Annotated in this window: 23 protein-coding genes, 1 tRNA gene and 1 pseudogene; 11 read left to right on the forward strand and 14 right to left on the reverse strand. The window is 64.3% G+C overall.

Translation table 11 applies throughout. The features are described 5' to 3' along the window. Window positions 1-2 precede the first annotated feature (2 nt). Genes nosZ through GRB80_RS11215 form a run of 3 tightly spaced genes read left to right on the forward strand, consistent with a single transcriptional unit; the run spans window position 3 to window position 3,914 of the window. A complete protein-coding gene (nosZ, locus tag GRB80_RS11205) occupies window positions 3-1,895 on the forward strand; it encodes a TAT-dependent nitrous-oxide reductase (RefSeq protein WP_132042219.1) in 1,893 nt (630 codons plus the stop codon). Between the two features lie 55 nt (window positions 1,896-1,950). Beyond that, complete coding sequence (locus GRB80_RS11210) at window positions 1,951-3,324, forward strand: nitrous oxide reductase family maturation protein NosD (protein WP_161423634.1); 1,374 nt, start codon at window positions 1,951-1,953, stop codon at window positions 3,322-3,324. Beyond that, window positions 3,321-3,914 carry an ATP-binding cassette domain-containing protein gene (locus tag GRB80_RS11215; RefSeq protein WP_237561977.1) on the forward strand — a complete coding sequence of 198 codons (594 nt, stop codon included), beginning with the start codon at window positions 3,321-3,323 and terminating at the stop codon, window positions 3,912-3,914. Before GRB80_RS11210 ends, GRB80_RS11215 begins: the two co-directional genes overlap by 4 nt. Window positions 3,915-4,057: 143 nt before the next feature. Here GRB80_RS11215 and GRB80_RS16620 read toward each other — a convergent pair. Next, a pseudogene (locus tag GRB80_RS16620) lies at window positions 4,058-4,537 on the reverse strand (IS110 family transposase); the annotation flags it as partial. 123 nt (window positions 4,538-4,660) lie between these two features. Between GRB80_RS16620 and GRB80_RS11225 the strand changes: the two are divergent. From GRB80_RS11225 to GRB80_RS11240, 4 genes are all read left to right on the forward strand, one after another. Further along, window positions 4,661-5,137, forward strand: a complete 477-nt coding sequence (locus GRB80_RS11225; RefSeq protein ID WP_309663555.1) for a nitrous oxide reductase accessory protein NosL — start codon at window positions 4,661-4,663, stop codon at window positions 5,135-5,137. A 102-nt stretch (window positions 5,138-5,239) separates the two neighbouring features. Continuing rightward, window positions 5,240-5,779, forward strand: coding sequence for a hypothetical protein (locus GRB80_RS11230; RefSeq protein WP_161423636.1), 540 nt, complete (start codon window positions 5,240-5,242; stop codon window positions 5,777-5,779). 89 nt (window positions 5,780-5,868) lie between these two features. After that, window positions 5,869-6,444: a peptidylprolyl isomerase gene (locus tag GRB80_RS11235; protein ID WP_161423637.1), complete on the forward strand. Its 576-nt coding sequence runs from the start codon at window positions 5,869-5,871 to the stop codon at window positions 6,442-6,444. Between the two features lie 22 nt (window positions 6,445-6,466). Next, window positions 6,467-6,832, forward strand: coding sequence for a DUF6164 family protein (locus GRB80_RS11240; RefSeq protein ID WP_161423638.1), 366 nt, complete (start codon window positions 6,467-6,469; stop codon window positions 6,830-6,832). 77 nt (window positions 6,833-6,909) lie between these two features. On the opposite strand, the gene ahpF is transcribed toward GRB80_RS11240, so the two are convergent. The 6 genes from ahpF to GRB80_RS11270 all read right to left on the reverse strand — a co-directional run bounded on the left by ahpF (window position 6,910) and on the right by GRB80_RS11270 (window position 12,876). Next, complete coding sequence (gene ahpF / locus GRB80_RS11245) at window positions 6,910-8,463, reverse strand: alkyl hydroperoxide reductase subunit F (RefSeq protein WP_161423639.1); 1,554 nt, start codon at window positions 8,461-8,463, stop codon at window positions 6,910-6,912. Between the two features lie 171 nt (window positions 8,464-8,634). Then, window positions 8,635-9,198 (reverse strand): alkyl hydroperoxide reductase subunit C, encoded by a 564-nt coding sequence (ahpC, locus tag GRB80_RS11250; protein ID WP_161423640.1) that lies wholly within the window; start codon window positions 9,196-9,198, stop codon window positions 8,635-8,637. 134 nt (window positions 9,199-9,332) lie between these two features. Then, the gene (locus tag GRB80_RS11255) at window positions 9,333-9,737 is read right to left on the reverse strand and encodes a ribonucleotide reductase subunit alpha (RefSeq protein ID WP_161423641.1); all 405 of its coding nucleotides are present in this window, start codon (window positions 9,735-9,737) and stop codon (window positions 9,333-9,335) included. Between the two features lie 116 nt (window positions 9,738-9,853). Next, entirely contained in the window at window positions 9,854-10,894 is a 1,041-nt protein-coding gene (locus GRB80_RS11260; protein ID WP_161423642.1) for a proline racemase family protein, read from the reverse strand. Further along, window positions 10,891-12,084 (reverse strand): zinc-binding dehydrogenase, encoded by a 1,194-nt coding sequence (locus GRB80_RS11265; protein WP_161423643.1) that lies wholly within the window; start codon window positions 12,082-12,084, stop codon window positions 10,891-10,893. The genes GRB80_RS11260 and GRB80_RS11265 overlap by 4 nt, the downstream gene beginning before the upstream one ends. Before the next feature lie 264 nt (window positions 12,085-12,348). Continuing rightward, window positions 12,349-12,876: an HPP family protein gene (locus tag GRB80_RS11270; protein ID WP_132042231.1), complete on the reverse strand. Its 528-nt coding sequence runs from the start codon at window positions 12,874-12,876 to the stop codon at window positions 12,349-12,351. Between the two features lie 797 nt (window positions 12,877-13,673). Here GRB80_RS11270 and GRB80_RS11275 point away from each other — a divergent pair. Beyond that, window positions 13,674-14,708, forward strand: a complete 1,035-nt coding sequence (locus GRB80_RS11275) for an HlyD family secretion protein (protein WP_132042245.1) — start codon at window positions 13,674-13,676, stop codon at window positions 14,706-14,708. 9 nt (window positions 14,709-14,717) lie between these two features. Next, window positions 14,718-15,773, forward strand: a complete 1,056-nt coding sequence (locus GRB80_RS11280; protein ID WP_161423644.1) for an FUSC family protein — start codon at window positions 14,718-14,720, stop codon at window positions 15,771-15,773. 101 nt (window positions 15,774-15,874) lie between these two features. On the opposite strand, the gene GRB80_RS11285 is transcribed toward GRB80_RS11280, so the two are convergent. From GRB80_RS11285 to GRB80_RS11295, 3 genes are all read right to left on the reverse strand, one after another. Beyond that, window positions 15,875-16,684 (reverse strand): DODA-type extradiol aromatic ring-opening family dioxygenase, encoded by an 810-nt coding sequence (locus GRB80_RS11285; protein WP_161423645.1) that lies wholly within the window; start codon window positions 16,682-16,684, stop codon window positions 15,875-15,877. 52 nt (window positions 16,685-16,736) lie between these two features. Further along, window positions 16,737-17,684: a glutathione S-transferase family protein gene (locus tag GRB80_RS11290; RefSeq protein ID WP_132042234.1), complete on the reverse strand. Its 948-nt coding sequence runs from the start codon at window positions 17,682-17,684 to the stop codon at window positions 16,737-16,739. A 78-nt stretch (window positions 17,685-17,762) separates the two neighbouring features. Then, on the reverse strand, window positions 17,763-18,245 hold the full coding sequence (locus tag GRB80_RS11295) for a DoxX family protein (protein ID WP_161423646.1): 483 nt from the start codon (window positions 18,243-18,245) through the stop codon (window positions 17,763-17,765). Window positions 18,246-18,411: 166 nt separating this feature from the next. On the opposite strand from GRB80_RS11295, the gene GRB80_RS11300 reads away from it, so the two are divergent. Then, window positions 18,412-19,335, forward strand: a complete 924-nt coding sequence (locus GRB80_RS11300; protein ID WP_132042236.1) for a LysR family transcriptional regulator — start codon at window positions 18,412-18,414, stop codon at window positions 19,333-19,335. A 296-nt stretch (window positions 19,336-19,631) separates the two neighbouring features. On the opposite strand, the gene GRB80_RS11305 is transcribed toward GRB80_RS11300, so the two are convergent. Then, window positions 19,632-19,708: transfer RNA gene (locus GRB80_RS11305), tRNA-Arg, on the reverse strand. Between the two features lie 251 nt (window positions 19,709-19,959). On the opposite strand from GRB80_RS11305, the gene GRB80_RS11310 reads away from it, so the two are divergent. Continuing rightward, window positions 19,960-20,823 (forward strand): c-type cytochrome, encoded by an 864-nt coding sequence (locus tag GRB80_RS11310; RefSeq protein ID WP_309663557.1) that lies wholly within the window; start codon window positions 19,960-19,962, stop codon window positions 20,821-20,823. Window positions 20,824-20,922: 99 nt separating this feature from the next. On the opposite strand, the gene rep is transcribed toward GRB80_RS11310, so the two are convergent. The 3 genes from rep to GRB80_RS11325 all read right to left on the reverse strand — a co-directional run bounded on the left by rep (window position 20,923) and on the right by GRB80_RS11325 (window position 24,107). After that, complete coding sequence (gene rep, locus GRB80_RS11315; protein ID WP_161423647.1) at window positions 20,923-22,986, reverse strand: DNA helicase Rep; 2,064 nt, start codon at window positions 22,984-22,986, stop codon at window positions 20,923-20,925. Then, entirely contained in the window at window positions 22,983-23,474 is a 492-nt protein-coding gene (gene trmL / locus GRB80_RS11320) for a tRNA (uridine(34)/cytosine(34)/5-carboxymethylaminomethyluridine(34)-2'-O)-methyltransferase TrmL (RefSeq protein WP_161423648.1), read from the reverse strand. Before trmL ends, rep begins: the two co-directional genes overlap by 4 nt. A gap of 78 nt (window positions 23,475-23,552) precedes the next feature. Continuing rightward, window positions 23,553-24,107, reverse strand: a complete 555-nt coding sequence (locus GRB80_RS11325; RefSeq protein WP_161423649.1) for a YfaZ family outer membrane protein — start codon at window positions 24,105-24,107, stop codon at window positions 23,553-23,555. Between the last annotated feature and the right edge of the window lie 12 nt (window positions 24,108-24,119).

Genomic DNA, 24,119 nt, shown 5'->3' on the forward strand with positions numbered 1-24,119 from the left:
CCATGAGTGACAAGAAGAAAGAGATCGAGAATCTCGGACGCCGCCATTTCCTGCGCAACAGCGCGGTCACCGGCGTGGCCGGGGCGGGCCTGGCCGGCGGCTTCGGCGCCGGCACCCTGCTCGGCGGCAGCCGCCAGGCGCGGGCCGCCGAGAGCAGCATCGAGGTCGCCCCGGGCGAGCTCGATGACTACTATGGCTTCTGGAGCGGCGGCCACTCCGGCGAGGTACGCGTACTGGGTGTGCCCTCAATGCGCGAGCTGATGCGTATCCCGGTGTTCAACATCGACAGCGCCACCGGCTGGGGGATCACCAACGAGTCAAGGCGCGTGATGGGTGACTCAGCGCACTTCCTCAACGGCGACTGCCACCACCCGCACATCTCGATGACCGATGGCAGCTACGACGGCAAGTATCTGTTCATCAACGACAAGGCCAACACCCGGGTGGCGCGTATCCGTCTCGACATCATGAAGACGGACAAGATCACCACTATTCCCAACGTCCAGGCGATTCACGGCCTGCGCCTGCAGAAGGTACCGCACACCAAGTACGTGTTCGCCAATGCCGAGTTCCCCATCCCCCATCACGACGATGGCATCGTCAACGATGGCCGCGGCATGGAGAACCCGGAGGGCTACTACACCATGTTCAACGGCATCGACGCCGAGAGCATGGAGGTGGCCTGGCAGGTGATCGTCGACGGCAACCTCGATAACACCGATGCCGACTACACCGGCCGCTTCGTGGCCTCGACCTGCTACAACTCCGAGAAGGGCATGACCCTGGCGGATACCATGCGCGCCGAGCGTGACTGGGTGGTGGTGTTCGACGTCGAGGCGATCGAGGCGGCCGTCGAAGCCGGCGATTTCAAGACCCTGGGCGACAGCGAGGTGCCGGTGCTAGACGGGCGCAAGGGCTCGAAGCTGACCCGCTATATCCCGGTGCCCAAGAACCCCCACGGCCTCAATACCTCGCCGGATGGCAAGTACTTCATCGCCAACGGCAAGCTCTCGCCGACCTGTTCGATCATCGCCATCGACAAGCTCCCCGAGCTGTTCGACGATGCCATCGAGCCGCGTGACGCCGTGGTCGGCGAGCCCGAACTGGGCCTCGGACCGCTGCATACCACCTTCGACGGCCGCGGCAATGCCTACACCACGCTGTTTATCGACAGCCAGGTGGCCAAGTGGAACATCGAGGACGCCATCCGTGCCTACGCCGGCGAGGAGGTGAACTATCTGCGTCAGAAGCTCGACGTCCACTATCAGCCGGGGCACAACCACGCCAGTCTCACCGAGACCAAGGATGCCGACGGCAAGTGGCTGGTGGTGCTCTCCAAGTTCGCCAAGGACCGCTTCCTGCCGGTGGGCCCGCTGCACCCCGAGAACGACCAGCTGATCGATATCTCCGGCGAGGAGATGAAGCTGGTCCACGACGGCCCCACCTATGCTGAGCCCCACGACTGCATCCTGGCACGCGCCGACCAGATCAACCCCAGGAAGGTCTGGGCCCGTGACGACCCCTTCTTCGCCGAGACCGTGGCCATGGCCAAGGAGGACGGTGTCACCCTCGAGACCGACAACAAGATCGTGCGCGACGGCAACAAGGTGCGCGTCTACATGACCTCGGTGGCACCACAGTTCGGCATCACCGAGTTCAAGGTCAAGCAGGGCGACGAGGTCACCGTGGTGGTCACCAACCTCGACCAGGTCGAGGACGTCAGCCACGGTTTCACCATGACCAACCATGGTGTCGCCATGGAGATCAGCCCCCAGCAGACCGCCAGCGTCACCTTCACCGCCGACAGGCCCGGGGTACACTGGTACTACTGCCAGTGGTTCTGTCACGCCATGCATATGGAGATGACCGGCCGCATGCTGGTCGAGAAGGCCTGATAGCACCCATAGGGGCCGGGCAGACGCCCGGCCCCGTTTGTTTGCGGAGAGACGCATGACCCGACAACAACCTCGCGTCGTCCCCCGACTCATTCTCGCTGTCTGGCTGCTTCTATGTTTACCGGGCGGGCTGCCGGGCGGCCTGCTGGCCGCCGATCTGACGGCCACCCCGGGCGAGCCGTTGCAGCCGCTGATCGAGCGGGCCGCAAGCGGCGACCGCCTGCTGCTGCCCGCTGGCCGCTACCCTGGCCCGCTGACCATCGACCGAACGCTGACCCTCTCGGGAGATCCGGGTGCCGTGATCGACGGCGGCGGCGACGGCCATGCCGTGGTGCTGAATGCCCCAAACAGCGTGCTGGAAGGCGTGACCATCGAGAACTGGGGCGCCAACCTCACCGACATGGATGCCGGCATCTTTATCGAGCAGAGTGCCATCGGCAGCGTGATCCGCGACTCGCGTCTCCAGGGGCCGGGCTTCGGCATCTGGCTCGACGCCGTCCACGATGTCCAGGTGCTCGACAATGTGATCCGCGGCGACTCCTCTCTGCGCTCCCAGGATCGCGGCAACGGCGTCCACCTGTTCAACGTTCGCAATGTCAGGGTGGAGGGCAACGATATCCGCCACACCCGTGACGGCATTTACATCGACACCAGCAGCCACAGCCTGCTGCGCGGCAACCATATGCAGGCGCTGCGCTACGGGGTGCACTACATGTACGCCTACGATAACCGGGTGGAAGAGAACACCACCCGCGATACCCGTACCGGCTACGCATTGATGCAGTCCAAGCGCCTCAGGGTGGTGGGCAACCGCTCGGAGGGAGACCGCAACTACGGCATCCTGATGAACAACATCACTGACTCCCTGCTGCGCGACAACCACATCAGCCGGGTTCAACAGCGTCGCGACGCCCAGGGCAAGGGACTGGTCAGCGGCGCCGAAGGCAAGGCGCTGTTCGTCTACAACGCCCAGTACAACCGCTTCGAAGCCAACCGACTGGCCGACAGCGATATCGGCATCCACCTCACCGCCGGCTCCGAGGATAACGAGCTGGTCGGTAATGCCTTCGTCGGCAACCGTCAGCAGGTGATGTACGTGGCTACTCGCGCCCAGGAGTGGTCCGAGGCGGAGTATGGCAACTACTGGAGCGACTATCTGGGATGGGACCTGAATGGTGACGGCGTGGGCGACACTCCCTACGAGCCCAACGATGCCATGGACCGCGTACTGTGGCGCTATCCGGTGGCACGGCTGCTGATGCATAGCCCCGCCGTGCTGGCGCTGCGCTGGGTGCAGCGCCAGTTCCCGGTATTCCGTCCTCAGGGGGTCAAGGACAGCCATCCGCTGATGGAGGAACCCGGCCTGGATGGGCCCGGCCTGGACGGGCCCGGCCTGAATCAACCCATTCTCGGAGACGCCGACGCATGACAGCGGTGATCGACTTCCAGGGTGTGACCCGTCGCGACGGTGGACTGGCACGCCTCGACGCCCTCGACCTCAAGGTGAACGAAGGTGAGGTAATGGCCCTGCTGGGCCATAACGGTGCTGGCAAGACCACCACCATGCACCTGATCCTCGGCCTGCTCTCGCCCAGCGAGGGGCGCGTGGCGGTGCTCGGCGGTGCCCCCGACGGGGCTCATGCCGAGACCCTGCGCCGACGCCTCGGCTATCTGCCCGAGAACGTCAGCTTCTACGAGCAGCTGAGCGGCCGGGAGGTCCTCGACTACTTCGCCCGCCTCAAGCGGGTCGAACGCGGCCAGGTGGGCGAGCTGCTGGACCGGGTCGGCCTGGGCCACGCGGCTGAGCGGCGGGTGAAGACCTACTCCAAGGGCATGCGCCAGCGCCTCGGCCTGGCCCAGGCGCTGCTCGGCGGCCCGCGCCTGCTGCTGCTCGACGAGCCCACCACCGGGGAGAGCGACCAGTTTGGTAACACCGCTCTCATCTGTTTTTCGAGGCCCGCCACGCGGCGCTGGGCGTCTTTCACGTTGTCGACGTACTCCTGCAGCACGACCTGCTGAACGGGGGTGTCGAAGCGAACCGTCTCCAGCCAGCGAAAGTGTGCCGGTATCCACTTGCTCTTGCCGGGGTAGATCTTGCTGTGCCGCAACAAGAAGGCGTTGAGTCGCTGCCGGGCGCGGAGTTCAGCGGCTTTCATGTCCTCCCGGGCACGCGTCAGATCGCGAACTGCCTCCTGCTCCGGCGTCGGCACCCAGACCGGCGTTAACTCCCCAGAGCGTGACAGGCGCGCCAACATCTTGGCATCTCGCCGGTCCGTCTTGATGCGATCCCCAGCACGCTGGGGAATCAGCGTCGGGGCAACGACCTCGCAATCATGGCCGCTGGCCTGAATCTGGTGGTAGGCCCCGTAGCCACAGGGGCCGGCCTCGTAGCTGAACAACAGCGGCTGCCCGTCGAAACGCTGGCTCAACTGACGAACCAGCTTATCGATGGCCGCTGGTTCGTTGGGGATCTCGCCGCGGAACTCGGGAGCTTGGCGTCTGGCCTCGGCGATTGCCACAGAGATACTCGCCTTGTGCACGTCCAGGCCGATATAAGCGGCGTGGACGTTGCTGGCAGCACTAACCCGCTGGGCAACAGTGCGCTCGACAACCGTTTGCTGAGTTGCGTTAGACTGTTTCATGACCTGCCTCCCTCAATAGTGGCTCTGTGTTTCGGTGCCCACCTCAACATAACCCACGACGTTGAGGTGGGGCAGGTCAATCCATGATGTCTACTCTCCGCCTGTGGCGAGTCCGAACCGGAAGTGCTGGCCACCGCCCAGCCCATCGAGGCTGGCGACAGCTGCCACGTTTGCGGCATGCTGATCACCGAACACCCCGGCCCCAAGGGCGAGGCCTTCATGGAGAAACAGGAGGAGCCACTGAAGTTCTGCTCGACCATGGATCTGTTCACCTTCCTCAAGCAGCCCGAGAACGAGACCCAGGTCTCCCACGCCTATGTGCACGACGTGGCCGCCGCTCCCTGGGCCACTCCCGACGACGAGGCCTTCGTGCTGGCCAGCGAAGCGATCTACGTAGTGGGACACGATCAGCGCGGCGGCATGGGTCACACCCTCGCCTCGTTCGCCGAGTCGGCCGACGCCGAGGCATTCCGTGAGGAGCATGGCGGCGAGATGGTCAGCTTCGCCGAGATCGACCTCGAGCTGCTGGGCCGCCTGGGCCGGGGCGAGATGGGCGGCGATATCGGTGGGAGCATGGGCGGCATGCAACATGCGCAGTAGGTAGCGCGAGCAACGGCCCTGTCACGCTGCGCGGGCCCTTAAGCTGCGCAGTGAGGGCCGGCATGCTAGCCTCGGGCGCACCGCCACCCGAGGAGCCCATGGATGTCGACACGCTTTCCCCGTCTCGCTGCCGCCCTGATGGCCCTGATCCTGGCCGGGCCGGCCGCTGCCGTGCAGTTCAACGTCGCCGAGATCCAGCGCCATGGCGCCTGGCAGTCGATGATTCTGAGCCTCGGCGAGGAGCGCCTCTACCGCGCCCTGGAGGGTGATAACTACGCCGACGCCCACTTCAGCGTCAATGTCAGCCAGGGTGCCTGCGAGGCACCCTGGCTGGAGCTGCGCGTGGACCTCGGCGAGCACCAGCCTGAAAGCCAGGTGGTCAACCTGGTACCCGCCGACCTCAGGGTCGATGAGCAGACCATCCACTCGGGACAGGCCGAGTTTCGCACCGAGCGCGGCGACAGCGGCTTCTATATACGGTTCGATCTGCCCGAGCAGCCACTGCTGCTCGATGAGATGCGCCGGGGCGAGATCCTGCGCCTGCGAATGATGCGCGGCCCCGACGACCCCTGGTTCATGATCTTCGCCCTCGATGGTGCCGGCGAGGCAATGGATCGCATGGCGCAGGCCTGTCGCCCCTGAGCTCAAGCAATGAATGAGCCCCGCTGACAGCGGTGCCCCGGCGCCGTATGCTGGGTACCGATATCAACCGCCCCCCCAAGGAGTGCCCCATGCGACGCCTAGCCCTCGCCCTACTGACGGCGACCCTGCCTGCCCTGGCTCTTGCCCAGACCGACGCCGCCCCCGACGTGGTGTTGCATACCAGCGAGGGTGCCATCGGCATCGAGCTTTACGAGGAGCAGGCCCCGCAGAGCGTCGAGAGCTTCCTCGCCTACGCCGAGTCGGGCCACTACGACGGCACCCTCTTTCACCGGGTGATCGACGACTTTATGATCCAGGGCGGCGGCTTCGACACCGACTTCACGCAGAAGGCGACCCGCGAGCCGATCGAGAACGAGGCCGACAACGGCCTCAAGAACCGCCGCGGCACCCTGGCCATGGCACGCACCGGGGCGCCCCACTCGGCCACCGCCCAGTTCTTTATCAACGTCGCCGACAACGGCTTCCTCGACCATGTCAGTACCCAGTCGGGGCGAACCTGGGGCTATGCGGTGTTCGGTCGGGTCGTCGACGGCATGGAGGTGGTGGACACCATCAAGCGCGTGCCCACCGGAAATCGCGGCCGCCTTCAGAACGTGCCGAAAACGCCGGTGATCATCGAGCGCGCCGAGGTACTCGGCGATTGATCGATAGAAGAGGGTAACCAGAGTGGCGACACTGCTGTTTCGGCTCGACAACGTACCCGAGGAGGAGGCCGACGAGGTACGTCGCCTGCTCGAGCAGCACGGCTTCGACACCTTCGAGAGCCGCGCCGGTTTCTGGGGGCTTGGCGTGGCGGCCATCTGGCTGCGCGACAAGGGCGATTACGAGGCCGCCAGAGAGGCGCTGGACACCTATCAGCAGGGGCTCGCCGAACGGGTTCGCGAGGAGCGCGATGCGCTGGCCGAGCGCGGAGAAGCACCCACCCTGCGGCGGCGCCTGCGCCACCACCCCGTGCGCGTGCTGCTGGTTGTCCTGGCATTGTCCGGGGTGCTGACTCTTACCCTGCTGCCCTTCCTTGGCCTGATCAACTGATGCCTGGATACGCCAACGCCCCCGCCGGCTAAACCGACGGGGGCGTTGCATGGTGTGGAAGCCGAGGACTTCTTGGATCAGCTGCGGATCAGATGATCGAAGGCGCTCAGCGCGGCCTTGGAGCCCTCGCCCATGGCGATGACGATCTGCTTGTAGGGGACGGTGGTCACGTCGCCAGCGGCGAAGATCCCCGGCACCGAGGTCATGCCGCGCTCGTCGACGATGATCTCGCCGCGCTCGGAAAGCTCAATGGGTGAATCCTTGAGCCACTCGGTGTTGGGCACCAGGCCGATCTGCACGAACACGCCCTCCAGCTCGACCTGGCGGATCTCGCCGCTGGCGCGCTCCTCGTAAGTGAGGCCGTTGACGCGCTGGCCATCGCCATTCACCTCGGTGGTGCGGGCCCCCAGGATGATCTCCACGTTGGGCAGGCTACGCAGCTTCTTCTGCAGCACCTCATCGGCGCGCATCTCGTCCATGAACTCGAACAGCGTCACATGGCCGACGATGCCGGCCAGGTCGATGGCCGCCTCGACGCCGGAGTTCCCCCCGCCGATGACCGCCACCCGCTTGCCCTTGAACAGCGGGCCATCACAGTGGGGGCAGTAGGCCACCCCCTTGTTGCGATACTCGGCTTCACCGGGCACGCCCATCTCACGCCAGCGGGCACCGGTGGCCAGCACCAGGGTCCTGCTCTTGAGGCTGGCGCCGGACTCGAACTGCACCTCGTGAGCCTCGCCCGGCTGACCCGGCAGCAGCTTGACGGCACGCTGCAGGTTCATGATATCGACCTCATACTCCCTGACATGCTCCTCCAGTGCCGCGGCCAGCTTGGGCCCGTCGGTATGGGGAACGGAGATAAGGTTCTCGATGGACATGGTGTCGAGCACCTGGCCGCCGAAGCGCTCGGCGGCGACACCGGTGCGGATGCCCTTGCGTGCGGCATAGACCGCCGCCGCGGCCGCCGCGGGGCCACCACCGACCATCAGGGTATCGAAGGCCGGCTTCTCGCTTAGGTTGGCGGCCTCGCGCTCGGCGGCACCGGTGTCCACCTTGGCCAGGATCTGCTCCATGCTCATGCGCCCCTGATCGAAGGGCTCGCCGTTGAGATAGATGCTAGGCACCGACATCACCTGGCGCTCTTCCACCTCGTCCTGGAACAGGGCCCCGTCGATGGCCACGTGATGGACATTGGGGTTGAGGATCGCCATCAGGTTCAGCGCCTGGACCACATCCGGGCAGTTCTGACAGGAGAGTGAGAAGTAGGTTTCGAAGTTGAGTTCACCCTCCAGCCCCTTGATCTGCTCGATCACCTCATTACTGGCCTTGGGCGGGTGTCCACCCACCTGCAGCAGCGCCAGCACCAGGCTGGTGAACTCGTGCCCCATGGGGATGCCGGCGAAGACCACGCCGGTCTCCTCGCCGGGGCGATTGATGGCGAAGGAGGGGCGACGCGCCTCCTCGCCATCAAGCTTGAGGGTAATCTTGTCGGTCAGACCGACGATATCGGCCAACAGGCCATGCAGTTCCTTCGACTTGGCGCCATCATCGAGGGACGCAACGATCTCGAAGGGCTGAGTGACCTTGGCCAGATAGGCCTTGAGCTGAGTTTTCAGGTTGTCGTCCAACATGACAGCGTGTTCCTTCATGTTCGAGAGTGTCAGGCCACGAGCTAGCCGTGCCCTGCCGGTTTGGCAGTGCCATCGATCTGGCTCGTGATGCGAAATAGGGCCCCGGGCGGGGGGAGGTGCCCGGGGCGATGTGGCTAGGCCGGAAGAGGGGCCTCGCCACGCAGGCAGGGCTTAGATCTTGCCGACCAGGTCCAGTGACGGAGCCAGGGTCTCTTCGCCTTCTTCCCACTTGGCCGGGCAGACCTCGTTGGGGTTGGCACGCACGTACTGGGCAGCCTTGACCTTGCGCAGCAGTTCTTCGGCGTTGCGGCCGATGTTGCCGGCGTTCAGCTCGATGATCTGGATCTTGCCATCGGGGTCGACCACGAAGGTGCCACGCTCGGCGATACCGGCATCCTCGATCAGCACCTCGAAGTTGCGCGAGATGGCGTGGGTCGGGTCGGCCAGCATCGGGTAGGTCAGCTTGCCGATGGTCTCGGAGCTGTCGTGCCACGCCTTGTGGGTGAAGTGGGTGTCGGTGGAGACGCTGTAGATCTCGACGCCCAGCTTCTTGAACGCTTCGTAGTTGTCCTGCAGGTCACCCAGCTCGGTGGGGCAGACGAAGGTGAAGTCGGCCGGGTAGAAGAAGAAGATGCTCCACTGGCCTTTCACGTCCTGTTCGCTGACGTCGATAAACTCGCCGTTATGGTAAGCGGTGGCCTTGAACGGCTTGATTTCGGTGTTAAGCAGGGACATTCGTTAATGCTCCTTTCGTCGTTGCCTAGGGATGGCTGGAATACGCAGGCATGGTAGCCCGTATTACCCGATAGTATAAATTGAATGGGGGCATCGCCCTGATAATTCAACCCTATGACAAGGGCGGTGCACGGTCAGCCGATGCGCACCGCCTCCCCCTGGCGGTCCAGTGCCAGGAAGGCCTCGACGCTACCCATCTTCAACGACTCGACCATGCGCTCGAGCTGCGCCTCGGCCTGCTCGGAAGCGGGGGCTTCGCTACCACGACCCGAAAGGGCACCGACGAAGACGATGTCCCACTCGACACCGGTGTTCTGCGACTCCGCCACCAGGCCGGCCATATCGGTCAGCTCCTCGGGAGCCTTGTCGACACACAGCACCGGAGCAAGCACGCCGCCTTCGCCCTGCTCGAAGCGGGCGCGCTGCTCGGCGGAAGGGTTGTCCGGCAGTTCGGCACGCGTGAAGACGAACAGCAGAAGCTGGGCATCGGGCTGCAGCCGCGCCTCGCTGAGCAGATCGGAAAAGTTGGTGATGGCCATGCGAAGCCTCCAGGGGGCAATCGAAAAGAAGAGTGAGCGCCAGCCTGCCCCCTTTGGAGGTGGCGCTCAAGGGGAAGGCGGGCGAATCGGCTCAGTCAAGATGGTGGGAGCAAGACTCAGCCGTGGCGGGCGCTGAGGATATGGTGCAGGCCGCTGCACTCCACCAGGGGGTCGTCGCAGTTGACCACCACCTCGGTGTGGCCCAGCACATGGCCCTTGCCGGTGATGGTGTTCTCCACCACCGTATGGGCGCCCTCCCGACGGGTACCGGTGAAGGTGCCGATAAAGCCGGTCTCGCGCAAGGAGATGGTCTCCAGCCGGTCGCCGGGCTCAAGGGTACCCTCATGGCGCATCAGTGCCAGGCGTGCCGAGGTCCCGGTGCCGGTGGTGCTGCGGCAGATCACCCCCGGATGCACATAGGTGGCCGAACGCGAGCGGTAGAAGTCATCGGCCACCTGCTCCACCGGGCCCATGAAGTGCAGGAAGGGCAGTGGCCCCACATCGCCCAGGGTGTAGTGGGAGAAGCCGCGCTCGGCCTGAATCGCCTCGACGATCTTGTGGGCACACTCGGCGAGCTCACGCTCCTCGTCGCGGTTGAGATGAAAGCCAAGCTCACCGGCATCCACCAGGGCATAGAAGCCGCCGCTGTAGGCCACGCTGTAGGCCACCTCGCCCAGCCCCGGCACCTGGATCGAGGCACGATAGGTATCGATATAGCTGGGCAGCCCCTCGCAGGTGATCGCCTCCACCACGCCGTTCTCCACCCTCGCCTCGATTCTGACCAGCCCCGCCGGCGCCTCGAGCGTGAAGCGCTGCACGCCCTCCCGCTTGGGCACGATGCCGGCCTCGAGGACCGCGGTGGCGGTGCAGATGGTATTGGAGCCCGAGTAGATGGGGTAACCCATCACCTCCATGATGATATAGCCGGCGGCCGCCTCGGGGTCACTGGCCGGAACGATCAGGTCCACCGACATCTCGGGCACGCCATAGGGTTCGAACAGCAGCAGCTTGCGCAGGCCATCGGCATCATCGCGCAGGTAGTGCATCTGCTCGCGTACCGTGGCGCCGGGCAGGGGGTCGATGCCCCCCAGCACGATCCGGCTGACATCGCCGCCGGCGTGGGTGTCCATCATCCTGAAGCTGAGCGGACGAGTCATGGGCGCGACTCCTGCTGGGAAGAGGGAGCGGCAAGGGCGAAGGGAGCACCATGCGCCTCCCACTGGCGGTCGGGAACGATGACGATCTTGCCCAGGAAGTTGCTGCCGCGACTGACGAAGTAGCGCTCGGCCTGATGAAGTTCCGAGAGCCGGAAGGTGGCATGCAGTACCGGCTTGAGCTCACCGGAGCGGATCCAGGCGATCAGTTGCTCGGCCTCGTCACGGGTGCCATGGGAGACACCGAAGATCTGTACCTGATAGAGGTAGATGCGCGTCCACAGGATCTCCGAGATATTGCCGCCGCTGGCCCCGGCGATGGAGAGCCGCGGATAGCGGGTGCGTGCCTTCATGTCCTGAATCATGGTATCGATGAAACAGTCGGTCATCTCGCCACCGACCAGGTCCATCACCGCATCGATGGGCGCCCCACCGGTGGCCTCGAGGACCCGCTGGGCGAAGCCCTCGAGCTCGCCGCGATCGATCACCGCCTCGGCACCCAGGGCCTCGAGCGCCTCCGCCTTCTCCGGCTGGCTCACCGCATAGGGAACGGCCCCCAGGATGCGACAGAGCTGGATCAGTGCCGTGCCCACGCCACCGCTGGCACCGCTGACCAGTACCCGCTCGCCGGCAGCCACTCCGGCCGAGGTCAGCATATGGTAGGCGGTCTGATAGGAGCACATGCCCAGGGCGGCGAGCTCGGCATCGTCGAGCTCGGGGTTGGGCACATGATGGAACTGGTCCGAGGGAACGACGACATACTCGGCGAAGCCGCCATCGGCACCGTGACCGTAGTAGTCCGGGGTCAGGTTGATGTCGCGGCGGGCATCCGGGTAGAGGTTGAAGTCGAGCAGGCCACGCTCGCCGATCCGTGCAGTGTCAACCCCTTCGCCCACCGCCACCACGCGCCCGACGATATCGGCGCCCTGAATGCGCGGGAAGATCAGGGTCGGCTCACCGCCCATGGCAAAGGAGGTCACCTCGCCCTTCTTCACCGGGTAGAGTCCCTCCCGGGCCTTGCGGTCGGTATTGTTCTTGGCGGTGGCCGTGACCCCTACCAACACCTCGCCTGGGCCCGGCCGCGGGGTCGGCACGTCGTCTCGGTAGACCAGCCTGTCGATATCGCCATGGCCGGTCAGCAGCATGGCCGACATGGTGGCGGGAACGGTGGCATGGGGAGAGTGCTTCGCCATCTGCTTGCTGCCTCCTTGGTGGGGATGCTGGTGGGGCCACCGACAACGCGTCGGCGGCGTGAACTTGTCCACAGCACAATAGCAGAGCGCCCCCGGAACAACCGAGCCCTTGAGGTAGCAAATAGCGGTGTGATCCTTCCTGTTTTACGGCAAGGAGAGGGCGGTTTTTTCTGTGCCTCTTGCGTCCTTACGGCTTCCCCTGTGTGTTGCTCCCCTCCCCTCTGACTCACTTGGTCCCGAACCGCTTATTTCTGCTCTGGTCCCCTACCAGTGCAGCGGATAGCGCCGATGGCGGGCCAGGTTGTTCACCAGTACTGCCACCACCACCATGATGGCGCTACCGACGCCGATGGGCATCAGGGGATACCACCAGCCCAACCCCGTGATCTCGGGCCCGCCGATCACCGCGATCAGGGCCGCGGCGGCACCGGGCGGGTGCACGCTGTGAGTCAGCTGCATCAACAGGATGGAGAGTGATACCGCCAGGGTCACCGCCAGCGTGGTAGCGCCCAGCAGCTGGAAGCAGGCGACCCCGGCCATCGCCGAAAGCAGGCTGCCCAGCAATACATTGCGCGGCTGTGCAAAGGGGCTTTCCGGTGCGGCATAGAGCAGCACCGAGGTGGCGCCGAAGGAGGCCACGATCAGCAGCTGCTGGGAGAGCCAGTGCGCACTGAGCCAGCAGACCGTTCCCATGCCGGCCACGGCTCCCAGCCATGACCAGAAGGCATCGCCAAGATCAGGCGTATCGCGTCGCAGGCGCTCACCGCGCATCTTTCCCAGATAGGTCTTCATCGTTCCTGAATCGTGAAGGGGTGAGCGGCAGAGTCTGCCAAATTACTTATCGACATGAAAGCAAGTATTATTTATAACAAAATGAATTAAACATGATTGGTATCATATTTCCCTGCCTTGTCGATGCCTCATCCCCCTTATCGACACAGTCAGCATCAACATTGACAGCGAAGCAGACGACGCGCCTGTCAACGAGTTGCCGACACAAAAAAGGCCCGGGGAGAAATTCTTCCCGGGTCCGGCGGCGTCCCCGGCAGGATTCGAACCTGCGACTGCTGATCTCGGTGACCAGCTCGCTAAGGCTGTCGAGCAGCTCCAGCAGGCCGCTGAGCGACAGCATCACAGGCAATATCGCCGAAGAGCAAAGCTCGACGGCGGGCGATCACTGCGAGCGTTACCGGGATCCACGAGAGTAGAGTCGGACATTTGGCGAGGCCTTCAACGGTCAAGGGCCGAGTCGGGGAGCTGCTTGCATGTGCCTGCCGATGCGGTGAGCATAAGCGCTCGAACCCTGCCGCCAAGGTGAACCGGGCATGATGCCCGCTTGGAGGATGGCTTAGGTTGTATGTCGCAGTCACGGCAGTGGTAGGAAAGGTACAGCGGAGCATTCGATGAGCGACCATGGCGAACACCCCCCAAGGCAGCCCCCCCGTGACAATGCCTCATCTTCGGCAACCAACGGAGGAGCCGGTACAGAGCCATCCATTGCGAGTGGCGACACATCGCAACAGACCCTTGCCGACGCATCAGCCCCGAGGACATCGCACCGTAATCCGGCGAAACCGATAACGCTCGTGATGCTGGTGTTGCTGGTCGCACTGGTGGCGCTCTATGCGTTGAGCGACCGTCTGGCCCCTTCCTCATCACGCGGCAGCGTTTCGGCGCATGTGGTGCAAATTGCACCGCGGGTTTCGGGTCAGGTGACGAGCGTGATGGTCGCAGACAATGCGGTGGTAGAAGCCGGCAGCCCACTTTTTTCCATCGATCGGCGCCCCTTCGAGCTGGCCGTCCAGCAGGCCGAGGCCAACCTGAACACCGCACTGCAGAACGTCAGCGCATCCGGTGCCTCGCTGGTCGCTGCACAGGCCGCCGTGACCCAAGCGCGCGTCGCACTCGACAACGCTCGCGCCGACGCGGATCGAATTCTGCGCCTGGAGGCGCGAGGGGTCATCTCTGCCAGCAAGGCCGATGAGGCGCGCGCCCGCGTGGCGGACGCTGCGGCCCAGCAGGAGAGTGCGCTGGCCAACCTCCAGAGCGCTCGGGCTCAGCTTGGGCCCCAAGGAGAGGACAATCCGGCAATTCTGGCGGCCGAGGCGCAACTGGCGCAGGCTCAGTATGACCTGGCCTCGACCATGGTGACGGCGCCGCATTTTGGCGTAGTCACCAATGTCACCCTGTCGGAGGGGCAGTACATCGGCGCCGGCAACCCGGCGATGACCTTTATCGATGCCGATGCCGCCTGGATCACGGTCGACCTGCGCGAGAATCAGCTCCAGAACATCGAGCCTGGTGATACCGCGTACCTGCTATTCGATGCCGTGCCCGGCAAGATCTTCGAAGGCCGCGTACAAAGCATCGCCTGGGGCATCAACCCGGGACGCAATGTGCAGGACGGCCTGGTGGTCAACCAGCCGAGCGACCGCTGGTTCGAACCCCCGCGGCGTATCCCGGTGCGAATAGAGTTGGCGGACGGCATGGAGGAGTGGCCTCGTCAGACGCGGGTCGGCGGCAAGGTCGATGTGGTGGTCCTGGCCGGCGGTAGCCAAAACCCGATTGCCTGGATGGCGCGTGGCTTACAGCGACTCCAGTCCTGGACCAGTTACCTGCACTGAGGCATACGCATGTACATCGCCCCGCGTCCTGACGTCAACGACGACCCACTTTTCGCCGTGCGGCTGGCCACTGTCGGTGTGCTGTCCTATATCGCCGTACTGGTGATCAATCCGACCTTGCCGCCAATCATCGCCGCACTTTCCGTCGGCATGATTGGCGCACAGCGCAAGGCATTCAGCATGGGCAAGGCGATTGGCGGACCGCTCGCCATGATCGTGCTGACCTATGCCATGGCATGGCTCGTTCAGGCGCTTCACAGCATGCCGCTCGTCTATATCGGTGTGATGTGGCTGCTGTACTTCGCCGGCTTCCATGCCATCCTCAAGACCGGCGCACCGGCCGGAATGCTCATCGTCATCGTTACCGTATTGATGTCGGTGATGGGTATGCATGGGGCGGCAACGGTCGAGGCGATGCGTGTTGGTTTTCTGCAGGCTTCTCTGGTGGCGCTGGTCCTGGCACCACTGGTCTATCTGCTGTTTCCGCCCCGTACCACCGAACAGCACGTGGACCGCCCACAAGCGGGTGGCGGCAATGTGGGGGTGGGGGCAGCGATACGAGCCACCATACTGCTGGGCCTGAGCTTCTGGCTGTATGCCGTGATGCAGCCCTCGGACATGATGATGGCGGTTATCGCCGCGATGGTGCTGGTCTTCCCGACACGAAGGGCTGTGTTCTTCGAAGCCGCACAGCGTATCCGAGCCACGCTCTATGGCGGCGCGGTCGCATTGGGGGTGCTGGCACTGTTCACCATGTCGCCGCACCTGCCGATCTTGCTGTGTTTGATCTTTCTTGGCTGCCTGTGGTTGGCAAGTGGCATGTTGAGCGGACCCCACCCAAGCAATGTCTATCAGTACGCCATATCCGTCGCACTGTCGTTGATCGCCGGCGCACTCTCTACCCAGGACGCAGGCTATGCCACCTTCACGCGCATCGTGCTCACACTGACCGGCGCATTTACGGCTGCCTTCGCCGTTGCCCTTCTCGACGCCCTGACACGCTGGCAGAAGGAGCAGTCCGACTCTCCATCGATCGCATGCGCGCAGGCAACGCCACCCCATTGATCCGCTGGTATCCGTTAGCGAACTGGCTCTGAGGGTCGGGTACAGATACGCATAAGACCCTGCATCATTCCAATAGGGATCGATGCCTGCTCACACCTCTCTCATGAAGCCACTCGCCAGTAATACATTCCTGATCGCTTTCGAAGAATCGTGGCGTGGACATGATTATCGCAGGGCTTTTCCGCCAGTCCGACACACACATGCAACGGCAGCAGGTGCTCCTCCCGGGGGTGGCAGAATCGGGCATGGGGGGCGCGATCCCAGTGGATCAGACGCTCGGCTCGCTCCCCCTCCTCGATCTCCACACTGGCACAGGTCTCCTCGAGCCAGTCCTCGAAGGCCTGGTTGCGGGCCTGGATCTCCGGGGTGTCGGGGGCAAAGAAAGCGCCCATGTTATGGAAGGAGAACCCGGACCCGATCACCAGCAGGTCGTCGACGTCCAGCGCCTGCAGCGCCTTGCCGATGGCCAGGTGGGTCTCGGCATCCAGGCTGTCGACCAGCGACAGCTGCACGCAGGGGATATCCGCCGCCGGATACATCAGCTTGAGCGGGACGAACAGCCCGTGGTCGAAGCCCCGCTGATCATCGAGTCGCGCCGAGATCCCGGCCTGCTCCAATGCCTGATGGACCCGCCGCGCCAGTGCCGGCTCACCCGGGCAGGGATACGTGATCTCGTAGGACTCGGGCGGGAAGCCACCGTAATCGTAGATCAGCGGCGGCTTGGCGCCCGAGGTGATCGTCGGGACCGCTGCCTCCCAGTGGGCGCTGATGACCAGGATGGCGGAGGGCTTGCGCAGCCAGCCCGCGATCTCCGTGAGCCGCGCCACCATCTCACGGTGGTTGGGATCGCCCAGCAGTGGCATCGGGCCGCCACCATGGGAGATGAAGAGTACATCGGTCGTGGTGCTCATCGCGGTCACTCCTCCAGTCAGCTTTCAGCGGACGTGACGTCGTCGGTTGACGTCAGATCGTGCCGGGGCCTGCCGGCACGATCCCGGTGGGATTCAGGGCCTTGATGGAATAGTACCCCGCCTGGATATGGTCGAGGCGCACGGTATCGGCGATACCGTCGAGGGCCAGCATCCGGTGCATGTAGGCGTGCAGGCCCGGCATGGCGCGCAGGGTGTTGCGGTTGCACTTGAACAGACCATGGTAGGCGGCATCGAAGCGCACCAGGGTCACGAACAGGCGCACATCGGTTTCCGTCAGGCGATCGCCGAAGAGATAGGCGCGCCCATCGGCCAGCCGGGACTCCAGCTCATCCAGCGCGGCAAACACCTTGCCGTAGGCCTCTTCATAGGCATGCTGGCTGGAGGCGAAGCCGGCCTGATACACGCCGTTGTTCAGGTCCGTGTACAGATAGGCGTTCAGAGCATCGATCTCGACGGCGAGGTCGTGCGGATAGAAGTCCGGCCCCTGATCCTTGATGCCGGCGAAGGCGCTGTTGAGCATCCGCACGATATCGGCGGACTCGTTGCTGACGATGGTCCCGGTCTGCTTGTCCCAGAGCACCGGCACCGTGGCGCGACCGGAGACCTGCGGATCGGCGCGGGTGTAGAGCTCGTGCATGTAGCGCGCGCCGTTCAGCGTGTCCTCGTCGGCGCCGGGATAGCCGCCGAACTGCCAGCCCTGATCGGTCAGCCGGGGGTTGACGACCGTGACGTCGATAACTCCCTTCAACCCCTTCAGTTCGCGAACCATCAGCGTGCGCGAGGCCCAGGGACAGATATAGGCGACGTAGAGGTGGTAGCGCCCGGACTCTGCCTTGAAGCCTCCCTTACCGGTGGGACCCGGCGCCCCATCTGGTGTGATCCAGTGGCGAAACGATGAGGTCTGGCGAATGAACCGCCCCTGCTCATCCTGCGCCTGCACCGGCTGCCAGTTCTCCTGCCAGACACCGTTTACCAGCATGATCCTGTTCTCCTGTGGTATGGGCACGCCCCTGGGGGGCGCGCCTGTCAGTCACTGTCGGCGGCATGTGGCGCCCGCTTACTGGCCTGAGACCGAGCTCTGGCCGTCTCGTGCATTCTCTAAAGAGTTGAGCAGCATATTATCCAGCGCGAGGCGCCCACCGCCCTGAATCGCCAGGGCCGTCGTGGCGGCGAACAGGGTCAGGGCATACTCGTAGCCGTTGTTAGCCATGAACAGGCCGTTGCCGATATGCACGGCGAAGATCGCCACCAGCATGGTGAAGGCGGATACCAGCGCCGCGGGACGGGTCAGCAGGCCCAGCACCAGCGCCAGCCCGCCGAAGAACTCGGCGCCACCGGCCAGCAGCGCCATCAGGGTGCCCGGGGCGAGCCCGATGCTGGCCAGCCACTGGGCGGTGCCTTCCAGGCCGTAGCCGCCGAACCAGCCGAACAGCTTCTGCGCGCCGTGGGTGGCCAGGATCAGCCCGACCGGGACGCGCAGGACCAGGGCGGCCATGCCGCCGCGGGAGTGGAGCAGGGTCTTCACGAGTGGGTTATTCATGATCGTTACCTCGACGCTTTCTTGGGGGGAGAGTGTCCCGAGGGCGCTCCCCCCGGGTGATGACGCCACCCTACTATCACCAAAAAGAAAGACTAAGACGGCAATTGTTGCCTTATCATCAATGCTATGTTGATAATTTGACTTGCCACCTCGCCAGGAGTCCCCGATGGACCGACTCGATGCCATGCGCGCCTTCATCAGCGTGGTCAGTGAGGGCAGTTTTACCCGCGCCGCCGAGCGCCTGGAGATGTCGCCGCAGCTGGTGAGCAAGTACGTGGCCCAGCTCGAGAATCACCTGGGGGTGCGACTGCTGAACCGTACCACCCGCAAGCTCCACCTGACGGAGGCGGGCAGGCGCTATCACCCGCGGGCCCAGCAGCTTCTGGTCGACCTCGACGACGTGGAGCAGCAGCTCGGCGACCTGCAGACCCAGGCCCGGGGCCTGCTGCGGATCAGCGCGCCGGTCTCCTTCGCGACCCGCCACCTGGCGCCGCTGCTCGGCGACTTCCAGCGCGACCATCCCGGCGTCGACATCGACCTGCAGCTGAATGACCGCAAGGTCGACATCGTCGAGGAGGGCTTCGATATCGCGCTGCGCATCGGCCACCTGAAGAGCTCGTCGCTGATCGCCAAGCGGGTCGCGCCAGTACGCCTGGTGCTGTGTGCCTCGCCCGCGTACCTGGCACGGCACGGCACGCCCCGGCGACTGGAGGACCTCGAGCCGCATCGCTATCTGCGCTACAGCTACATGGAGCAGGAGGCCGGCGAGTCGATCTTCCGCTGGTTGCCAGGCCGTGGCCAGCATCCTAGCGGCGACCTGGTCAGCAGCGATTTAGTCAGCAACAACGGCGATGTGCTGGTCGAAGCGGCCGTGGCCGGTGCCGGCCTCGTCCTGCAGCCCACCTTTATCTCAGGTGCGGCGATCAAGGCTGGCAAGCTGCAGGTCATCCTGCCGGAGTACGAGCCCAAGCCGATGTCGCTCTATGTGGTGTATGCCCATCGCCAGTTGCTGGCGAGCAAGGTGCGCTGTTTCGTCGACTTCATGGAGGGCTACTTCGGAGATCCTCCCTTCTGGGACAAGTTCGACTGACGCGACATCAACCGCCGCCAAAGTGTCGCGCTTCGCTGTTAGCGACCATCATCAAGTTCTTGATTCAGCGAGTAGCGAAGGAGGAAGGTGTCGATGCTCTGGCTGATCAGGGGCTCTTCGCGACGGCAACTGTGCATGCCACTACTGATCATCGGGCTGAGTGTGGTTGCCTTCGGCACCAACTCACCGGAACTGGCGATGAGCCTCAAGGTGGACATTGAGGACCAGGTAGGAATCCGCTTGGGCACAAACAGAAAAAAGGGCCTGCAGCAGCGCTGCAGGCCCTTCGATATTCTTGGCGCGCCCGGCAGGATTCGAACCTGCGACCTTTGGCTTCGGAGGCCAACACTCTATCCAACTGAGCTACGGGCGCCTTGCTCGACGACATGGCGGCGAGCGGTCGACATCCTAACCGCCAGGCAGGCCACTGTCCAGCGCAAGGCGTCACGAACGCTTCCATCGCGCTCCGGCATGGAGGACGCTGCCATTTTCCTGGCGCCAGGGTTGCCGGTATACTGTCGGCAATGACTGCATGATGGCATCTCCTCGGCTGCGTTGCCGATACCGTTCCCGCCGGGCGCTGCCACGAACAACTTCCTAAAGGACCGTGAAGAGGTGGTGAGAGTGAAATCCAGCAAGCTGATCATGGGGTGTCTGCTCACCCTGGGCCTGACCGCCAGCGCCGGCACTGCCCTGGCGCAGGACGACGCTGAACGAGAGGCCATCGCCGAGCGCCTGAAGCCGGTGGGCGAGCTTTGTGTCCAGGGCGAAGACTGCGGTACGGCCAGTGCCAGTGCCGGCGGTGCCAGTAACAGTGCCTCCAGCGGCGGCGATATCGATGGCGCCAGCATCTACAACAGTGTCTGCATGGCTTGTCACGAGACGGGTGCTGCGGGCGCGCCGGTTCGCGGTGACGAGGCAGCGTGGGGCGACCGTGTAGAGAAGGGCTTCGCCACTCTGCTCGACCACGCCATCAATGGCTTCAATGCCATGCCGGCCCGCGGCGGCAACCCCAACCTCTCCGACGACGAGATGCAGGCCGCCGTGGCCCATCTGGTCGAGCCGGTAATGGATGTACCGCAGCTTGGCGGCGGTGACGAGGCGGCGACCGAAGCGCCGACAGAGGAGACTGCTGCACAGGAGGCACCCGCCGAAGAAGCGTCAGCCGATGACACCGCTACCGATGACGCCGCTGCTGATGACGCCGCAGCCGACAATACAGCCACCGACGTCGCCGCCACCGACCTGCCCGGCGCCGACAAGATCGGTACCTGTGTGGCCTGCCACGGCCAGGACGGTCACGGCACCGCGCCGATGTATCCAAACCTCGCGGGCCAGAATGTCGCCTATCTGGAAAATGCCCTGAAGGCCTATCGCGACGGTCAGCGCCAGGGTGGCATGTCGGCGGTCATGACTCCGATGGCGGCATCCCTGTCTGATGAGGACATCACGGACATCGCCAACTACTACAATCAGCAGCCACGCTAAGTCCCTGTCTAAGCCCCTGTGCCGACACCACTTTGGAGTGGCATGCTCCCGTCCGAATGGTGTCGGCCAGCAGGAACTTTCCGGCTACGCACTTCATGGCTAGTCGAGTAGCGAGCGCAGCCCGGCAATAGCACTCTGCCCCCGAGCCTGCTTCTTCTCCGGATCCTCGCGGTCCGGACGCCCCTCCCACTCCAGATCCGCCTCGGGCAGCTCGTCGAGGAAGCGACTGGGGGCGCAGTCCATCAGCTCTCCGTAGGTCTTGCGCTGTCGGGCCAAGGTCAGGGTCAGGGTACGCCGCGCCCGAGTGATGCCCACATAGGCCAGGCGCCGCTCCTCCTCCACCGTGCCCGCCTCGATGGCATTGCGGTGGGGCAGCAGCTCCTCCTCCAGCCCCATCAGATAGACATGCGGGAACTCGAGGCCCTTGGAGGCGTGCATGGTCAGCAGCTGAACACGGTCGGAATCATCCTCCTCGGCCTGCTGCTCGAGAATATCCCGCAGCACCAGCCGCGAGATGGCTGCCTCCACGCTGTCGGTTTCGGTCTCCTCGGAGGCCGTACTCTCCTCCGGGTCGGCCTCCATCGACTTCTCCAGCTGGTCGATCAGGATCCAGACATTGGCCATGCGCCGTTCGGCGATGGTCGGAGCGCTGGCGTTCTGATAGAGCCAGGCCTCGTAATCCATCTCGTGCAACATGTCGCGAATGGCGGCGATGGCATCGCCGCCATCCATGCGTCGCCGCACGCCGTCGATAAAGTGGGTAAATCGCCCCAGGCGTTCGACCGCCCTGACCGGCAGCTGCTCGGCCAGGCCGAGCTCATGGCAGGCGGCGAACAGGGCGATGCCTCGCTCATTGGCATAGTTGGCCAACTTCTCCAGGGTACCGGGCCCGATCTCGCGGCGCGGCACATTGACGATGCGCAGGAAGGCGTTGTCATCGGCCGGATTGATCAGCAGCCGCAGGTAGGCCATGGCATCCTTGATCTCGTTGCGCGAGAAGAAGGAGGTGCCCCCCGAGAGCTTGTAGGGAATCTGGTAGTGCTGCAGCTTGAGTTCCAGCAGCCGGGCCTGGAAGTTGCCGCGATAGAGCACGGCGAAATCCCGCCACTCGGCGCGCTCCTTGATGCGACGGGTGAGGATCTCGCTGGCCACGCGATCCGCCTCGGCCTCCTCGTGGCGGTTGACCACCACCCGGATCGGCGCGCCCTCGCCCATGTCCGACCACAGGGTCTTCTCGTAGACATGGGGATTGTTGCTGATCAGGGTGTTGGCCGCGCGCAGGATGGTGCCGGTGGAGCGATAGTTCTGCTCGAGCTTGATCACGTCCAGGCGCGGAAAGTCCTCGCCCAGGGTCACCAGGTTCTCGGGGCGCGCCCCACGCCAGGCGTAGATCGACTGATCATCGTCGCCCACCACGGTGAAGGTGGCGCGCTCGGCCATCAGCAGCTTGACCAGCTGGTACTGGCTGACGTTGGTGTCCTGATACTCATCCACCAGCATGTAGTGAATGCGCTTGCGCCAGCGTGCCAGGGCCTCGGGGTCGTCGCGCAGCAACACCACCGGTAGCAGGATCAGGTCGTCGAAGTCCACCGCGTTATAGGCCTTGAGGTGGCGGTTGTAAGCCTCATAGACCCGCGCAGCGAACAGCTCATCCTCATCGGCGGCATGCGAGAGCGCCTGGCCCGGCAGTATCAGGTCGTTCTTCCACTCGGAGATGCGGTGCTGCACGGCATTGATCTGATCGGCGTCGACCTGGGCATCCTTGTGCATCAGGTCGCGCAGCAGCGCCTTGGCATCCTCTGGGTCGAACAGCGAGAAGCCGGGACGATAGCCCAGCGCCTTGAGCTCGCGGCGGATGATATTGAGCCCCAGGGTATGGAAGGTGGAGACGGTCAACCCGTGCCCCTCCTTGCCCTTGAGCATTCCTCCCACCCGCTCCTTCATCTCCCGGGCGGCCTTGTTGGTGAAGGTCACCGCGGCAATGCGTCGGGCACTCATGCCGCACACCTGAATCAGGTAGGCGATCTTGGTGGTGATCACGCTGGTCTTGCCGGAACCGGCACCCGCCAGCACCAGGCAGGGGCCGTCGATATAGCGCACCGCCTCCTGTTGCCGGGGATTGAGGCCGGCGAGACGCTGCTGGATGGTTCTGGGGGCACTCAAGGGTCGAGCCTCGTGGTATCTATACTTGCCGCACCGCCGAAACCCAATTGCCGCCAGGCTTCATAGACCAGCACCGCACAGGCATTGGAGAGATTGAGACTACGGCTGTCGGGCCGCATGGGGATGCGCAGCCGCTGCGCCTCGGGCAGGGCATCGAGCATCTCCTGAGGCAAGCCACGGGTCTCGGGACCAAACACCAGGGCGTCACCGACCCGGTAGTCGGACTCATGGTAGCCACGCCGCCCACGCGTCGATACCGCAAAGACCCGCATCGGCTTGGCAGACTCAAGGTAGGCCTGCCAATCAGGATGCACGCCTACCGCTGCCCACTCATGATAATCGAGACCGGCGCGACGCAGGCGCTTGTCATCGAGTTCGAACCCCAGTGGCTCGATCAGATGCAGGCGAAAGCCGGTATTGGCGCACAGTCGGATCAGGTTTCCGGTATTGGGCGGAATCTCGGGCTGGAACAGAACGACATCAAGCATGGTGTATCCGCTGTGAGGTGCGGTGGAATGCAGGCGGGCCCCATGATGGGGCCCGCAATCCTCGCCGCAGAAAGACCGTCAGAAGCGCAGGCGTACGCCGACCTGAGCGCCGCGATCCAGGGTACGGCTGCCACTGTCGTCGTCGAAGTCGGCATCCAGCTGACGCAGCCCAAGATAGCCATCCACATTGGGAGTAAAGGCGTAGCGGGCACGTAGACCGACCTCATAGCCCGTGTCCAGCTCGCTGGTCGTCACGACATCGGGTGTATAGAAGCCGTAACCGCCCAGCGAAACCGCAGGCAGATTGGGCAGATAGACGTAACCATAGCCACCGAGCCCCAGGCCGCCACCATCACCGGACCTGGCATCGTAGTGCGTCCAGCGGGCACCGATGCCCACTTCACGCTGCGAGGTGTGCTGGGTCCCCATCAACTGGGCGTGATAGATGGTGGCGTCCTGGCGATAGTCACTGTCGAGCACGCCCCCGCCGAGCCGAATGCCTTCCACAATCTCACCGGCCGCCTCGAACTGAACCGCGTCGGCGCCCAGGTTCAGGTCGAGCTCGCTGGCGCCAGCACTGCCCACGCATCCCAGCAGCATCAGGCCGACCAGTCGCCAAGAATTCGATGTCATCGGGAACCCTCA

The organism is Halomonas icarae, assembly GCF_009901955.1.
GTDB classification, from domain to species: Bacteria; Pseudomonadota; Gammaproteobacteria; order Pseudomonadales; family Halomonadaceae; genus Halomonas; species Halomonas icarae.

Bases quoted from the DNA above. Each gene is read 5' to 3' on its own strand.
- nosZ (WP_132042219.1), top strand. From the start codon at position 3: ATGAGTGACAAGAAGAAAGAGATCGAGAATCTCGGACGCCGCCATTTC.
- GRB80_RS11210 (WP_161423634.1), top strand. From the start codon at position 1,951: ATGACCCGACAACAACCTCGCGTCGTCCCCCGACTCATTCTCGCTGTC.
- GRB80_RS11215 (WP_237561977.1), top strand. From the start codon at position 3,321: ATGACAGCGGTGATCGACTTCCAGGGTGTGACCCGTCGCGACGGTGGA.
- GRB80_RS11230 (WP_161423636.1), top strand. From the start codon at position 5,240: ATGTCGACACGCTTTCCCCGTCTCGCTGCCGCCCTGATGGCCCTGATC.
- GRB80_RS11235 (WP_161423637.1), top strand. From the start codon at position 5,869: ATGCGACGCCTAGCCCTCGCCCTACTGACGGCGACCCTGCCTGCCCTG.
- ahpF (WP_161423639.1), bottom strand. From the start codon at position 8,463: ATGTTGGACGACAACCTGAAAACTCAGCTCAAGGCCTATCTGGCCAAG.
- ahpC (WP_161423640.1), bottom strand. From the start codon at position 9,198: ATGTCCCTGCTTAACACCGAAATCAAGCCGTTCAAGGCCACCGCTTAC.
- GRB80_RS11255 (WP_161423641.1), bottom strand. From the start codon at position 9,737: ATGGCCATCACCAACTTTTCCGATCTGCTCAGCGAGGCGCGGCTGCAG.
- GRB80_RS11260 (WP_161423642.1), bottom strand. From the start codon at position 10,894: ATGACTCGTCCGCTCAGCTTCAGGATGATGGACACCCACGCCGGCGGC.
- GRB80_RS11265 (WP_161423643.1), bottom strand. From the start codon at position 12,084: ATGGCGAAGCACTCTCCCCATGCCACCGTTCCCGCCACCATGTCGGCC.
- GRB80_RS11270 (WP_132042231.1), bottom strand. From the start codon at position 12,876: ATGAAGACCTATCTGGGAAAGATGCGCGGTGAGCGCCTGCGACGCGAT.
- GRB80_RS11275 (WP_132042245.1), top strand. From the start codon at position 13,674: ATGCTGGTGTTGCTGGTCGCACTGGTGGCGCTCTATGCGTTGAGCGAC.
- GRB80_RS11280 (WP_161423644.1), top strand. From the start codon at position 14,718: ATGTACATCGCCCCGCGTCCTGACGTCAACGACGACCCACTTTTCGCC.
- GRB80_RS11285 (WP_161423645.1), bottom strand. From the start codon at position 16,684: ATGAGCACCACGACCGATGTACTCTTCATCTCCCATGGTGGCGGCCCG.
- GRB80_RS11290 (WP_132042234.1), bottom strand. From the start codon at position 17,684: ATGCTGGTAAACGGTGTCTGGCAGGAGAACTGGCAGCCGGTGCAGGCG.
- GRB80_RS11295 (WP_161423646.1), bottom strand. From the start codon at position 18,245: ATGAATAACCCACTCGTGAAGACCCTGCTCCACTCCCGCGGCGGCATG.
- GRB80_RS11300 (WP_132042236.1), top strand. From the start codon at position 18,412: ATGGACCGACTCGATGCCATGCGCGCCTTCATCAGCGTGGTCAGTGAG.
- trmL (WP_161423648.1), bottom strand. From the start codon at position 23,474: ATGCTTGATGTCGTTCTGTTCCAGCCCGAGATTCCGCCCAATACCGGA.
- GRB80_RS11325 (WP_161423649.1), bottom strand. From the start codon at position 24,107: ATGACATCGAATTCTTGGCGACTGGTCGGCCTGATGCTGCTGGGATGC.